This window comes from Maribacter luteus (assembly GCF_009674825.1).
Taxonomy (GTDB): Bacteria; Bacteroidota; Bacteroidia; order Flavobacteriales; family Flavobacteriaceae; genus Maribacter_A; species Maribacter_A luteus.
The window spans coordinates 1-15,080 of sequence record NZ_WKJH01000021.1 but is presented as its reverse complement, the minus strand read 5'-3'; the positions used below and the strand labels follow the sequence as shown (position 1 = coordinate 15,080).

The 15,080-nt window shown below is 36.5% G+C and carries 15 protein-coding genes; 3 read left to right on the top strand and 12 right to left on the bottom strand.

Annotated features, from left to right (window positions below; translation table 11 throughout):
* Positions 1-88: 88 nt before the first annotated feature.
* Positions 89-976, bottom strand: a complete 888-nt coding sequence (locus tag GJ691_RS12310) for an ABC transporter ATP-binding protein (RefSeq protein ID WP_154367316.1) — start codon at positions 974-976, stop codon at positions 89-91.
* Positions 977-1,184: 208 nt separating this feature from the next.
* On the opposite strand from GJ691_RS12310, the gene GJ691_RS12305 reads away from it, so the two are divergent.
* Positions 1,185-1,976, top strand: a complete 792-nt coding sequence (locus GJ691_RS12305) for a sensor histidine kinase (RefSeq protein ID WP_154367314.1) — start codon at positions 1,185-1,187, stop codon at positions 1,974-1,976.
* A complete protein-coding gene (locus GJ691_RS12300; protein ID WP_154367312.1) occupies positions 1,976-2,671 on the top strand; it encodes a LytR/AlgR family response regulator transcription factor in 696 nt (231 codons plus the stop codon). The genes GJ691_RS12305 and GJ691_RS12300 overlap by 1 nt, the downstream gene beginning before the upstream one ends.
* Positions 2,672-2,882: 211 nt before the next feature.
* Here GJ691_RS12300 and GJ691_RS12295 read toward each other — a convergent pair whose 3' ends face one another.
* From GJ691_RS12295 to GJ691_RS19830, 9 genes are all read right to left on the bottom strand, one after another.
* Positions 2,883-3,362, bottom strand: a complete 480-nt coding sequence (locus GJ691_RS12295) for a thioredoxin family protein (RefSeq protein ID WP_154367310.1) — start codon at positions 3,360-3,362, stop codon at positions 2,883-2,885.
* Between the two features lie 44 nt (positions 3,363-3,406).
* A complete protein-coding gene (locus GJ691_RS12290; RefSeq protein WP_154367308.1) occupies positions 3,407-4,450 on the bottom strand; it encodes a serine hydrolase domain-containing protein in 1,044 nt (347 codons plus the stop codon).
* A gap of 39 nt (positions 4,451-4,489) precedes the next feature.
* A complete protein-coding gene (locus GJ691_RS12285) occupies positions 4,490-5,344 on the bottom strand; it encodes a CPBP family intramembrane glutamic endopeptidase (protein ID WP_154367306.1) in 855 nt (284 codons plus the stop codon).
* Positions 5,345-5,493: 149 nt separating this feature from the next.
* A complete protein-coding gene (locus GJ691_RS12280; RefSeq protein WP_154367304.1) occupies positions 5,494-6,084 on the bottom strand; it encodes a hypothetical protein in 591 nt (196 codons plus the stop codon).
* A gap of 39 nt (positions 6,085-6,123) precedes the next feature.
* Positions 6,124-6,891, bottom strand: coding sequence for a DUF6090 family protein (locus GJ691_RS12275; protein WP_154367302.1), 768 nt, complete (start codon positions 6,889-6,891; stop codon positions 6,124-6,126).
* Between the two features lie 56 nt (positions 6,892-6,947).
* The gene (locus GJ691_RS12270) at positions 6,948-8,048 is read right to left on the bottom strand and encodes an acyltransferase family protein (RefSeq protein WP_154367755.1); all 1,101 of its coding nucleotides are present in this window, start codon (positions 8,046-8,048) and stop codon (positions 6,948-6,950) included.
* 20 nt (positions 8,049-8,068) lie between these two features.
* On the bottom strand, positions 8,069-8,671 hold the full coding sequence (locus GJ691_RS12265) for an ankyrin repeat domain-containing protein (RefSeq protein ID WP_154367300.1): 603 nt from the start codon (positions 8,669-8,671) through the stop codon (positions 8,069-8,071).
* 189 nt (positions 8,672-8,860) lie between these two features.
* Positions 8,861-9,469 carry a hypothetical protein gene (locus GJ691_RS12260; RefSeq protein ID WP_154367298.1) on the bottom strand — a complete coding sequence of 203 codons (609 nt, stop codon included), beginning with the start codon at positions 9,467-9,469 and terminating at the stop codon, positions 8,861-8,863.
* 134 nt (positions 9,470-9,603) lie between these two features.
* Entirely contained in the window at positions 9,604-9,726 is a 123-nt protein-coding gene (locus GJ691_RS19830) for a hypothetical protein (RefSeq protein WP_281351239.1), read from the bottom strand.
* A gap of 554 nt (positions 9,727-10,280) precedes the next feature.
* On the opposite strand from GJ691_RS19830, the gene GJ691_RS12255 reads away from it, so the two are divergent.
* Entirely contained in the window at positions 10,281-12,332 is a 2,052-nt protein-coding gene (locus GJ691_RS12255) for a helix-turn-helix domain-containing protein (RefSeq protein WP_154367296.1), read from the top strand.
* 715 nt (positions 12,333-13,047) lie between these two features.
* Here the strand turns inward: GJ691_RS12255 and GJ691_RS12250 are convergent.
* Both GJ691_RS12250 and GJ691_RS19550 read right to left on the bottom strand, forming a co-directional pair.
* Entirely contained in the window at positions 13,048-14,238 is a 1,191-nt protein-coding gene (locus tag GJ691_RS12250; protein ID WP_154367294.1) for a leucine-rich repeat domain-containing protein, read from the bottom strand.
* A gap of 100 nt (positions 14,239-14,338) precedes the next feature.
* The coding region (locus tag GJ691_RS19550; RefSeq protein WP_218944444.1) for an NHL repeat-containing protein at positions 14,339-15,080 on the bottom strand (742 nt) is incomplete at its 5' end.

Sequence of the window (15,080 nt, the reverse complement as noted above, 5' to 3'; positions counted from 1 at the left end):
AATAGAAATAGAAAAAGGAAGAACACATAAGTATCTGGTCGTTTAATTCGGTATTGTATTTCGAACTTAAAAATAGTATACCACATAACTAATTAGATTTAAGGTTAGTAGTATTGAATATTTCCGAAAAATAGACGTCCTCTAATTCGGCATTAATAAGCGAAAAACCGTCTCCTGGATTTGTATCACTTACGATATGAATGGTTGGTTTTCCAAGAAATAATCGTTCACTGATGACCTGATAATTTTCTTTATATAGGTTCAATTCTGATTTCTCGATTGTTTTTTTATAGACTTTATCTTTTAGGCCTTCTAGTATTTGCAACGGCTGCCCTTTTAAGCATACTTGTCCTTGATTAATAATGGCCATATTTGTGCAGAGTTCTTTGACATCGTCAACAATGTGTGTGGATAAAATAACCACGGTATGTTCCCCAAGCTCGCTTAGAACGTTGTAAAATCGATTGCGTTCTACGGGATCCAATCCTGCTGTTGGTTCATCTACAATAAGTAACTTCGGATTGTTAAGTAAGGCTTGTGCAATACCAAAACGTTGCTTCATCCCACCAGAAAATCCTTTAAGGTTTTGTTGTCGTACGTCATATAAATTGGTTTTATACAAAAGCGCTTTCACTAATTCTTTGCGTTCATTTTTATTAGTGATGCCTTTAAGCACTGCAAAATGATTAAGTAACACCTCGGCCGATATTTTTGGGTACAAGCCAAATTGTTGAGGCAAATAACCTAATACCTGCCGCAATTCATTTTTTTGTTTCAATACATCGATGTCTCCAAGAACAATGGAACCAGCATCGGCTTCTTGCAGTGTTGCAATAGTTCGCATTAACGTAGACTTGCCTGCACCATTTGGACCTAAAAGACCAAACATCCCTGTTGGTATATCTAGTGAAATGTTTTGTAAAGCTTTAATCCCGTTTGAATACGTTTTTGATAGATTGTCAATTCTAAGTTCCATACTGTTCGTTTTTCGATTGATTGAGGCAAACTTATGGTGGGCCTTAATTGTAAAAAACAAAAAGTGACACATCTCATGTTAGGCGTGATACAACACCTTAAGAAGGGTACAAACGTACTTTATCCCAACTAAGTAGGTGTTTATCCCTGTGTATCTATTGTTTGTCAACTAATTTGTAGGAGGAATTTTATTTAATTAATCTTGACCTATGAAGTTGAAAATATCAGATAGAAAAAAGAAAATTATAAACAGGGTTTATAAGATATTCCTTATAATTATAGGTCCAGTCATTGTAATCTTTAATGACACTTTTGGTAAATTAGAAGGGTTTGCTGAGTTTGTTGTATTGTACTTTATTCTCTTGATCATTACAATTGCCCACTGGGTTTTTAAACAGATCAAATCAATTATTCGATTAAAGAATGAAAAAGAAAAAACAGAATTACTGCATTTAAAAAGTCAGGTAAACCCACATTTCTTCTTCAATACACTCAACAATTTGTATGGATTAATGGAAAAAGATTCTAAGGAAAGGGAAATGGTACTTAAACTTTCTGATATGATGCGATATAGTATTTATGAGGGCCAAAAAGATTGGGTTAGCCTCAAACAAGAATTAGATTACTTAAAAAACTATATTGAACTTCAAGGAATACGCTATCATAAAAAGTCTGATATTCAATTTAATTCTGAAATTGAGAATCCGCAAGCTAAAATTATGCCTTTACTATTTATTATTCTAGTAGAGAATGCTTTTAAGCATGGCTTGGAAAATTTAGAAAAAGACGCGTATATCCATATTAACTTAACCGAAAAGGATAATAACGTAAATTTCATAATTGAAAATAATTTTGAATTACAACAAACACCCAATACAGAAGGTATTGGTTTAAAAAACTTAAAGAGAAGATTAGAACTAGTTTATCCAAATAAGCATGTTCTTTCTTTTGACGTAAACACAACTAGTTATACAGTTAAACTATCTCTAAAATTAAAATAATGAGATATCTAATCATAGATGATGAACATATAGCCCATAAGATTATCATGGAATATTGTGAAATGCTTCCGCATATGAAGTTGCAGAAAAACTGTTATAGCGCTTTGGAAGCGCTTGAGTATTTGAATAGACATCAAGTTGACCTAATCTTTTTAGATATAAATATGCCCAAGTTAAAAGGATTTGAATTTTTAAGAACCTTATCATCACCTCCTAAAGTTATTGTCACGACCGCCTACAGTGAATTCGCAATTGAAGGCTACGAATTAAACGTTGTAGATTACTTGTTAAAACCTTTTAGTTTAGAACGTTTTTTGAGTGCTATTAATAAAGTAACGTCTTCGACCATTAGTACACTAAGTATGGGAAGGCAGCAGAATATCAAGCCTGAAGGAAAGCATATTTTTTTAAAGCAAAATAATAGTCATGTTCAGGTAGCTATAGATTCCATACTATTTATTGAAGCTTCTGGCAACTATACCAAAGTTATTACTACTGATGGCATCATCAGCATCCGAGAAAAAATATCGGATACGATCCAATTATTTTCAGACAATGATTTTCTTCAAGTTCATAAGTCTTTTGCAGTTGCAAAAAAGCATATACGTAGTGTAGAAGGCAACAGAATTTACATTGGAGATCATATTGTGCCTATTGGTAAACTGTATAAAACAAATATCAATAAATTTTTATAGGTTAATTGTATTAAATGAATTCTAGTTTTTTTGAGGTCTAAGCGTTTCAATAATCTGAGCATCAAACCAAAAGATATTTGAATAACTTTCGTCTAAAGTATCACCCAATTTTATTATGGCTGCTTTTGGAAGCGAAATGTCTTTAGTCTTTTGTAATTTACAAGATGTATAATGTCGTTTTTTATATCAGGCGCTTCTACCTTACTTAGAATTAAGGCAAATTCAAATTTTTTAGCATTTCAAGGAATTCTGTTTTCCCAACCTTTCCAACAACGTAATCAATTACATTTCCTTCAGGATCAATAAAAACTGTTGTTGGGGTAGCGCCAATGTTATAGTGCTTTACGAGTTCTTCAACATTAGGGTCATCAATATTAATCTCTACGGGTATAACTTTCGCATTAATGGCATTCATGGCTTCTTCGTCTCCAAAAATTTCACGCTTCATAATGCGACAAGGCGAACACCATTCCCCGGTAAAAAATAACAATATATTTTTGTCAGAACTGTCAGCAAGTTTTTGAGCAGACACCATGTCATCATTCCAAACCATATCATTTGAAGGTACATAGAATGAATACCATGCATACCAAAGAGAAACAACAAGGAAAGTGAGCCAGAACCAGCGCCAAAAAGGATGAGATTTAGTTTTCATGAGCTTGGGGGTATTGTTTGATGCATTTGTTTCCATACTATCTGTTTTTTTTATCAAGTATATTAATTTTAAGGTATTGGTTACTTTCTCCTTTTCAGGATTTTTACAATTCTATTATTAATTTTTTCTGATACGTTCCAAGAGTATCCGCCACTGGTATTTACAAATTGAACAACAACAGCATCAATATCCTTGTGATACTTGGCAATACTGCTGTAACCTGGTAATAATCCTGTATGTTCATATATATAAATAGATGAATAGATAGCTTGTTCAGTATCATTGAGCAAGGAGCCGTCGTTCAACGCCCTCAAGAATATACCCACATCCTGTGCTGTAGCCACCATGGAGCCGGCAGGGCTTACAAAATCATTGGGCTTTAGGTCTGGCTCATAATCCACGGCATATCCGCTCATTACATCGTCTAAATTCACTTCACTTAGCAAACTGTAGGTGTGGTTGAGCCCGAGGGGCATTAAAATTTCTTTTTTAATAAATTGGTGATGACTATATCCCAATGTTTTATCCAAGATTTCGCCAATCAACAGATAATTGGTATTTGAGTACCTATATTTTTTATCCGGTTTAAAATCGGCAGGAGTATCGAGGACCAAATCGAGCGATTCTTTGGTATTTTTCGAATAGTCGTTTACCCAAAAACCTGGAAAGTCCGTGTAGTTCGGAATACCAGACCGATGTTGCACCATCATTCTCAAGGTGATTTTATCGGCATTTTCAATTCGTCCCACCAGTTCCGGCATATAATCAGCGAGCGTTTTATCTAAAGACAACTGATTGTCATTAACTAATTTTGCTACAGCAACAGCAACATACAACTTGCTAATGCTGGCAATCCGGAATAAAGCTTTTGGGTTGGCAGGAATTTTATTCTTTCGATCCTGCCAACCAGCGGCATAAAATTGAGGTGGCTTGCCAGCTTGTTCTACATAAACAATCATGCCGTCCAATCCGTATCCAATAGCATCATTGACCTGTTCTTCAACCGTATCAGGCAATGGTGTTAACAGTAATCTTAGCAAAGTCCATGGTACAAAGAATAGTGAGCTGATGCTTGCCATAATTAATATGATTTTGAGTATTCGTTTTGATTGTTTCTTTGCCATAATACGGTTGTTTGTTTTTTCATTTTATTATTTTAAAACCTATAGGTTCTCAACTTTCGCCTTTCTCCAAAAATAGATGGCAAATAGCGTCGTAATAATCGGTAGCATGAGTCCGTATTCATCTATCCAAAAAGTAGTGCGGTCATTTGTTATCGTCAACGGCGTGAAAATCTTCTGTATGAATATATTGTGTACGGAATGAAATAGGACCGCAGGCCACAAGCTGTTGGATTTAAAAGTATAGTAGGCCAAAATGACCGAAATTGCAACTATCATTACGGTAAAAGCTGTAATGTGTAGCAACATGTTTCCACTTCCCTTGTATATCAAAAAGATAATTGGCCAATGCCATATCGCCCAAATTAGGCCACTAATTATAGAAACAGTGCCAAAGGAAAATAGTTTCCGAAGTTCGTAGATGAAGAATCCCCGCCATCCTATTTCCTCGCCCAATGTCGAACCAATGTTCTTTACAACACCAACAATACATAAGAGAACAATCATAGTCAATAGTATAATAGTACTACTGAAACCTTCCATGCCTAAATCTTGCGACCACTCGGTGATAGTTTCCTGATTGATCACATTTCCAAAACCGATAACCCAAATTAATATATAAGAAATCGTAATGTAGGCTACCGGAATCAAATAGGATAGGCGTAAATTTTTCAAACTTTTCAGACCCCAAGAAAGACTTGAAATCGGTCTTTTCATTAGCTTTAATGTAATAAAGGCGGATAATGCAGGGCTCATCATTAAAGCCCCGACATAGATGCTTGTAGGGTTCAGCTTGAGTATTGCGTAATAACAGATAGTACTTAGCAGGGTCAAAATACCCAAAAACAACAGTATCGTTTTCCGGACTTTTTTCTGATTTTTTGGTTCGTTACTCATAATAAGTTTATTAGGTGACTACACGTCTATTTACAGTGCTAATTTGATTGTCTTTACATCTTTGTTTTTCCTGCCAATGGTGCTAAATAGTTGTTCAATAGCTATCCTTTGCCCAATGAATTGGTTATCATTCTTTACAGCCCATACCACTAATGGGACTTGGTACTTTTACCTATTCTCAGAGTTCTAATTCCTAGTGCTCCCAGCGATATTATTAAAATCACGAAATAGAGTGTCGTGATCGTACTCTTAAGAAGACTGAAACTACTCGTTATTGTTACAGTACTATGGTCTATTTCGGGATAGCTGTTGAGTATAGCAATGATTCCTATATTTTCAGCGTAATCCATCGCTCCGGCTAATAAAGGCAAAAGACAGAGATATGCCAACACCGTTTTTAGTTTGTCGAGTTTGTTAAGAAAATAGGCAAGAACTAAGCAATAACTTATTCCAAATAAAAGTGGATAAAACATATCCACAGGTATTTGATTGCTTAAATAAGTCTTACGTCCAATTTCTCCGAGTGTGTTGAATAGCTGGTCGACATAATTGAAGTCATATCCCATTGGTAACATATCAAGCAATTTCATTCCATTTGAAAATTCCATTGTTTTGGGAATAGTAACAGTAAGCATGAATACATATACTACATTGGTAATTATGAAAAGTGATAATACTTTTTTACCAGCAATATTTTTCTGAAAGAATTTGGTTATTTGTTTTGTTTTTTTCTTGGTCATTTTTTTAGTGCTAGAGTTTGGTAAAGAAGTCTTTTAAATTTAATCAACGGTGATCATTGCATTTATTTCATTGCTAACGCTTTGTCCAATAGCTCCTAATTGATTATACTGATTGATCATTTCATCAAATTGAAAGGCCGCCAAACTAATAACATTTCGGTAAGGAGCGGACACCGTATATTGCTTAAAGGCCTCATCGTACTCGGATTGTGGCGTTGCCCTCATACTTAAGGCATCTTGTGACATAACAGCGGACGCTAAAATTAACGATAGATCGAACTGGGTAGAAAGATAGGCCTCTTGATCTACCATATAATCGTTATAACTTTTCTCGTTTTCGGCAATGACTTCTACTAAACTATGGTATTTGGTCAATAGCGAATCCAACGGGGTATTATTAATCTTTCCAAAATATTCGGAATTTTTAAGAGCCTCATATCCGCCTGTATTCGGTTTAAAATAAAAATCCGCAAAGGCAAGACCACTTATCTTAAAGATATGGAAATTCTCATCTTCTGTCTTATCTAAGATACTTGTACGGGCCTTTTTGCAGAAATCGGCTATTTGTGCCCTACCCCGCGTTATCTCCTCTAGTTGCCGAAGATCTTCCGAAGTGTGGGACTTGATTTTTACTAAATACTCCTTTAAAGCATTGTCATCTTTTCTGGACTGGTTCCAATTGTCAATTTGTAAGGCAATTAATATTCCGATGACAACCAGCACTATTTCACCTATGGAATATAGTGCATATTGTCTAGTCTTATTTTCACCCAATAGTTTAAACCGTATTTTTCGAAAGATCTTCATATTAATTTATGGATTTCAAGAGTTATTCTCTTATTAAGTATTTCAGCCTTACCATACTATTCTAAATTTATATCGGGGGAGTGAAGTTTTGATCTTTCGATTTTTTTTGATGTCCATTTTAATCCGAAAAAAGGTCTTAAAAAAACAACTCTCCGAAGAACAAACTCGTATAAAAGATAGCAAACAATACCGGTAAAGGCAGTAATAGCAATGAATTTTAGCACTGTGGGCATTTCCAAAGGTAATATGAGCATAGCCCCTATATACAGTACGAACATATGAATAATGTACACCGGATATGCTGCCTGGCTTAGGTAACTTAGGATTTTACTTGGTCTGTTCAAGTATTTATAACCCAGCCCAAAAACTCCGAAAATCCAACAATTGGCTTCTATGGCCGTAAGATAACCGGGAGCCTCAGTTGCGAACTCAAAATATCTAATGCCATACAGAACGGTTGCTATACCAAGGTATAAATACCTCCATTTTAAAACGGTCTGCCAGAAGGTTTTACCGCTGTACATAAAAAGAAAACCGAAAAAGAAAGCGAGCAATCCAAGGAAAAAACCATGCCATGTCTCCGCATACAAAGCGAACAATGGTGGTTTTACCAGCAAGGCCTCAAATACAAAAAATAAAGAAATCGACAAAGGCCCAATAGGATTACTCATGAATTTGGACAAGCCGTTTTTAAATCTTCCATTCTCGTTCTTTTTCAGATAGAAAAATAAGGGCAGTAACAGCAGGACGTATGCAAAAATATTCCCTAGAAACCATAAATGCCCTACATGCGGATAATAGCCCAACGGAATATCATAATACGTCTGAAAAATATACATGTGTAAGGTGGTTATAGCTACAAAGCCAAAGACGAAGGGTAAAAGAATACGCTTTGTCCGTTCCAGAAGCAATTGCTTCCAATTTCTCTTGCGCATGGCAAAATAGAGACCCATACCCGAGACATAGAACAATAGTGGAATCCGCCAGACGTTTAACATGGTCATTGGTTTCCATAAACCTTCTAGAAATTCATCGCTTCTGATAAAGCCAATGAACATGGCCCAAGGTTGAAATACAATGGCGATGTGATAAATGAGCAACAAGCCAATGGCAATAACCCTTAACCAATCAATATCATATCTTCTTTCAGTTTTCATCATGTTTAATTTTAAATCGATTATTGCAACATCAGTGCTATGACTGGACGGGTTTTTTCGATTTCCGTCAACTCAATTTGTAAACCTATAGGCCCTAATTGTTGCTGAAGCATTTCATAAATAGGTTTTATTTCTGCAAATGGCCCCATAACACTTTCCCTTGGTGTCATACCAAAATTGTTTTTAGCGGATTTATCGGCTTTGGCATCAATGAGCGTCTGTACGACTTCGACTCTACAAAAGAATGCGGCCGTATGCAAAGCTGTTGCACCATCGTTATTTTTAGCCGATAAATCCGCACCGGCATCAATAAGGGCTTGCGCAATTTTATGCTTTCCAAAGCTTGCGGCAGTGATTAGTGGTGTGGCCCCGGTCATAGGGTCTTTTTTGTTCAAATCTGTTCCTGCCGAAATATGCTGTTTAACAGCTTCAAGATTGTCCGATAGTATCGCTGTTTGAATATCCATTTCTGGTGCATCAACTACCGACTTGGTTTCGGTACTGGTGGTTACTTCGGTTTTGGATTTACTGCTTGTTTGACCACATGCGGTCGTAAGTAAAAGAAGGCCTAATGAAATGTATCCCAAGGTTCTTAATGTGATAATTCTAAATGGTTTATTCATGATTATGTTATTTAATTTTAATAGGTATTCGTGAATCTTTGATTTCATGATTATATTTTTTTTGATTATTGCTATTATTTTTTCTTTAGTAAACGACCTCGGGGCAAGCCCGCAATGCATTCGTAGGAAACGGACTTTTAATTTCGAGGCAAGCCTTGGGGGTATTATACCCTTTGGCGGTGCAAATGATTAAAACCAGCTAAAGCCAATTCCTAAACTAAATTGCACCACCTCTCTGTCATTATTATTATCTAGCTTTACACCACCCAGGAGTAATTTGGATTGGACGTTTAAGGCAAATTTGTTTTTTCTGTACACTTCGTAACCCGTGCTCGCCATAACAGCTAAACCCGTATTCCAATCGTCATTTATTTTATCTTCAATATCATATAAGGCAGGGCCATCTAAGGCTAAACCGGCACCACCATGTATCCACCACCGGTCTTTTACCCAGTACTGAACAGAAGGTATAATGCCTCCAAAGTGCCTGTCGTTATCATTAAGCGTGTAAATCATTCCAGGTGCAGAAACGGTAACGGCTAAACGGTTGCTTAGCATATAGCCAAACTTTAATTCAGGAAAAGTGCCACCGCCTTGGGTATCATCAAAACCTTGGGTTCCAGCACTATCTTTTATACTGATTATACCACCACCTAGACCAAATTCGAACTTAAAACCATCTCGGTTAAAGCTGTTTAGAGTGTTAGAATTGTTTTGTGCAAATGCTAGTGCAGATATTAAAGTAAAGGCAGCGCACGCCACTTTTAACTTAGCTTGTTTTTTGATTGTTTTACTCATGTCTTTGTTATTTAATTTTAATAGGTATTCGTGAATCTTCGATTTAATAATTACATTTTTAATTATTGTTATAATTTTGTTATGGTAAGGAATAGACTTTGATTAGGGCCTAACCCTTTTTCCAAACCAACAAACTAGGCTTCTAAATGAAGGTAAGGTCTGGAATTTGACCAATGGATTCTCTTGCCATCCTTTACATGGGTAAGAAAGGTGAGCCTTCTAGATTCCGTTGCGGTTCTTGTGATTGATGCTTTCATGCGTTATTTGTTTTTATAGATTGTTTACTTTTTTTTTGATTCAGATTATCTGCTGAAGTTTCTGTATTGTGCCCACTGCGCCCTTTTGCTGCTACTAAAGGATGAGAAATACTGTCCTGTTCTTGATTCCGTTGCTGTTCTTATGATTGATGTTTTCATGCGTTATTTGTTTTTATAGATTGTTTACTTTTTTTTTGATTCAGATTATCTGCTGAAGTTTCTGTATTGTGCCCACTGCGCCCTTTTGCTGCTACTAAAGGATGAGAAATACTGTCCTGTTCTTGATTCCGTTGCTGTTCTTATGATTGATGTTTTCATAATTATTATTTTAAATTGTTTTGTTATGATTTTTGTTGGTACAAAGATGCCATCGAACTTGAAGCAACCCGTATGAGCTATGCGGAGAACTATGTAAAGTTTCAGGAGGCCATGAAAATTATGGCGCAACGATGTAACTTATGATGCAAAAGATGCTTTATCCGGTAAATCAATGACTGCAGGGTTAACGCATAATTCTCTAGATTTTCCCTAATTTAGAGCCAGCAAAAAACATCATGTCAAATCCATCGCCCAAAAAACCAACCTTTATCGAACAAGCGGAAGCCATAATTCTGGAGAATTTGGCCAACGATCAATTTGGGGTGTCCGAACTTGCGGAAGCTACGCACATGAGCCGATCCAACCTGCTCCGGAAGATCAAGAAACAGACACAGCTTTCTGCAAGCCAGTTTATACGTCAAGTCCGTCTTAAAGAAGCAATGAATCTGTTAAAGGAAGATGCTTCAACGGTTTCGGAAATTTCATATCAAGTAGGTTTTGGAAGCACTTCCTATTTCATTAAATGCTTTCGTGAACAGTACGGATATTCCCCTGGCGAAGTTGGAAAAAGTGATGTACAAGTAGAAATCGAACAGGTTAAGCCAAACTATTTGAAGCTATACAAATTGCCGCTTATTGCTGTAACATCTGTTATACTTCTGGTTATTTCCTTTTTAATTTTTAGTAAAAACGATAAGGTTCACCAATTGGAAATTGAAAAATCCATCGCAGTATTGCCCTTTAAAAATGAGAGCAGCGATTCCACCAATCTTTATTTTGTAAACGGGTTGATGGAATCTGCATTAAACAACCTTCAGAAAATTGAAGACTTGCGGGTCATCAGTAGAACCTCGGTAGAGAAGTACAGAAAAACCGAGAAGGGCATTCCAGAGATTGCCGAAGAACTTGATGTGAACTACTTGGTAGAAGGTAGCGGCCAACGAATCGGTGATCAGGTGTTACTCAATATTCAATTGATCGAAGCTTCATCGGACACCCCAATTTGGTTGGAACAATACAATCGGGAAGTAGTAGACATCTTTGCTTTACAAAACGATGTGGCCAAAAAAATCGCGGATGCCATTGCAGCCGTCGTAACACCGGCCGAATTGGAGCAAATTGAAAAAAAACCAACTGACAATCTATTGGCCTATGACTACTACCTACAAGCATTGGATCCTTATTATTCGCGCACTAATGAAGGTTTGGAAAAGGCCATTTCATTATTTGAAAAAGCTATAGAGCAGGATCCGGAGTTTGCCTTGGCCTATGCCAACATCGCTATTTCATACTATCTGCTCGAAATGTCCCAACTCGAAAAGCAATACACCGAAAAGATTAATAGCTTTGCGGATAAAGCTTTACTTTATGATTCAAAATCTGCCGAAAGCCTAGTCGCCAAGGCATTTTACTACATACAAACAAAGGAGTACAAATTGGCCTTGCCCCATCTTAACAAGGCACTGGAGTACAACCCTAATTCATCTTTGGCGGTGCAAATGCTTGCGGAATTTTATTCTCACATGGTTCCCAATACCAACAAGTACCTAGAGTACGCATTAAAAGGGGTCCAGCTAAATGTAGCGAGTGATTCCTTCACTCAGAGCTATACTTATTTACAGCTAAGTAATGCGCTAGTGTCATCAGGATTTGCAGATGAAGCCTTAAAATATATCAATAAGTCGTTGGATTATAACGCTGAAAACTATTTTGCTCCGCACCTAAAGGCATTTATACTGTTCGCCAAGGATGGTAATATTGAGCGTACCAGGAATTTGCTGATTGAGGAATGGAATAAGGATACGACTAGGCTCGATATTTTACAGGACATAGGGAAGTTGTACTACATCGAGGAAAATTATGACAGTGCCTATTTCTATTTTAAAAAATTTGTCGAAACCAGGGAAGCAAAGGGACTGGATATTTATCTACAGGAAAACGTCAAAATTGCACTGGTCTATAAGAAAATGGGTTTAGATACTAAAGCTGAGAAACTATTTAACGATTTCTCAGAGTACTGTAAAAATGATCAATCCATTTATAGAAGTGTGAATCTGGTTTGGAAATACGCTTATGAAGGAAAAATCAATGAGGCTATCGAACAGCTTAGAATATTTTCCGAAACAGAGAATTATCTGTATTGGTTTTTATTAATTGAAGATGAACCTTTGATTAAACCTTTAAAAAGTCATCCCGATTTTGAGGCCATTATGCAAAAAATAAAAGACAGGTTCTGGGAAAATCAAACTAAGCTGAAAAAGTCATTGGAGAAAGACGAGCTTATTTAAAACATGGTATTGAGTACTTATTTTTTGCAGTGCATTATTGCCACAACTGGATAGTATAATTAGCACTATTTCAAACTAATAACCTTATAAAGCCCCCATCTAGTGATACTGATTTAGGAAATAGGGAAAGTGCCAAAATAGGGCCGAATTACAGTACCATTTCTAAAATATAAAATACCTTTTTAGAGGCTGTCCTGTTCATAGTCTCTTTTAGTAGTTTCGTTAATTGACCTTTTACGGGACTCAAACTGTTTGTAAAAATCCAAAATATTATAACCCTAACGTTCTACTGGGCAGAGATGAGTAATCTATTTAAGTGCAGTTTGATTAATTACTGCATTTTCCTCTAAAATAAAAAGATGGTGAATGGTAGATATCATAACCAATTACTGTCAACTCTTATAATTTTTTAGTACCAAAATGCATCAATAGTTTATTTGGGGTAGAAGCACATCTAGCGTAAATTTTTAATTATTTACAGCGAAAAATCTGTTCGGGTTGTTAAAAAGTCACCTATTCGGTGAGTATAAAAACTATAAGCTCTTTAAACCCCTATTCATAGGCGTTTAAAGAGCAAGGTTCTAGACCCTCCGGCTCCACTCCAAAAGCCACCTTCGGGTGGTTTTTTGCGTTACAGCTACGGGAGTCGAAGACCAGCGCACCTGCTCGCGCCTAAGCTAAAAATGTCCGCAATTTCATAAAACCTGGAAAGGCATTAGTTACACCCAACACCAATATTTGTCCTTAAGAATAGAACACCCCCATTTCCCGATTGTAGATCACAAACACTCTGTGGTACATTCCGTAATGGATTATTCCATAGATTCAAATAGATTAAATTAGTCATCAACCCCATTTCCTTGGGGATTTCAAGTATGGTATTATCCTCTAAAGATAAAGATTCAAGGCTTGTTAATTGCCCGATTTCGGGTGGCACGGAAACAATATTATTACTGTCGAAGCTCATTGATACCATGTTGCTCATTTGTCCTATTTCCGTGGGTAATGTAATAAGTCGATTTCCATCGGCAAATAATAATTCAAGATTATTCAATTGCCCAAGTACAGGTAATATTGTATCCAGTTCATTTTCTCTCAAATCCAATTGACTCAAACGTTTTAACCGACCTATTGCAGTAGGAAGATTGGTAAGTTCGTTACCAAACAAGTTCAAGTATTCAAGATTCTCCAACTGCCCTATTTCTGTTGGGAGCGAAGCTATTTGATTGGAAGAAAGGTTCAAATTACTCAAATTAACCAACTTTCCTATTTCTGGCGGTAAAGTAGAAAGTTGGTTTCCTTTAATTACCAAAAGATCGAGACTTACCAACTCCCCGATTTCCTTGGGCAAAACACTGATATTTTTTGAATGGATATAAAGCTCTACCACACTCCCATTATCTGTACTAACCCCATCCAGGTTACCTAAATCAACAGCATTATCCATATCCCAACCTAAGGTATTCCCGGGGTTGGCATCTAAAATAGCCTGCAAAACCTGTTTTTGACTTAAAGGTGCAGATATATTCACCGTATATACGGCCTTACTACCATCTTCGGCTGTAATCGTATAATCTACCGGATCTGTAAAATCCCGTGCCGTATCAAAATCAATGGTCGCTTGTTTAGATATTTTTATTTCTGGCAACAGACCTTTAATATTAGTCCCTCGTGGCATGGTTGCTGAAATGGTTTTACTTACTTCATCTATAGTTGCAACCACATTGACATCGATTGGGTTATTGGTCAATAGAAACACAAAGCTGGTAATTTTCTTTTCAGAACTTTTTTCGGGTATTGGGTCATCCCCTTTACTGCAACCAAAGCTGAATAAAACAACTATTAAGCACAGTAAACTGAAGACATGTTTAGGTGTAATATAATTTGTAAAATATATATTTCTCATTTTTATTATTCTCAATTATACAAAAACCTGCAAGGTGTTGACACAATCAAAAGCTTACTTAAATAACTTGGCAGGGCTATTATAAATCAGTGATTATTTATTATTCTACGCGAATAGTAATATACCAAACACTTTGCCCTAATACATTGGTAATATACAGGCGTGTTTCTATCTGATTATTACTATTTAAAGATTTACCAATATGTAAAAGATTAGGGAAATTTAAACGGGACTCTCCTGGTGCGCCACCAATATTCCCAGTAGTCTGATATTGACCTGCCGTTACCAGTGAACCTGCAAAAACGCCTCCAACATCTGAAAGATGATATAAAACATGGTTACTTCTGTCGGTTAGGTAAAAGCTACCATCGTTTGCTACTTCATCTACAGCTATTCCTGCTGAGTAATTTAAAACTTGAGAACCGGGTAAATCAACCGTTAATGTAGTTGTTTGTGTGCTTGTTACAGCACGAACAAAACCAGTACCAGCGGGATTAGTATCTGTTATTAATAATCGGTTGTTAGTAGAATCGAAAGCTATGTCTCTTGGTCCTATAAAAGAAGCACTAGCATTATCACCATCCACAAGGTTGATAGTTCCGTTGCCTGCATAGGTACTCACGGTTCGTAAACTAGGGTCATCATTCATAGCAATGGCACGAATGCTACCATTTTCGGTATCGGCTACGTACATAATATTATTACGGATAAGCAAACCTGTAGGATACCTAAATTGCGCAACACTAGCATCACCATCAATAAATCCTCCTGCACCACCTATACCAGCATATGTTGTTACTTGTCCGTCGGCAATTTTACGTATAACGTGGTTGCCTGAATCT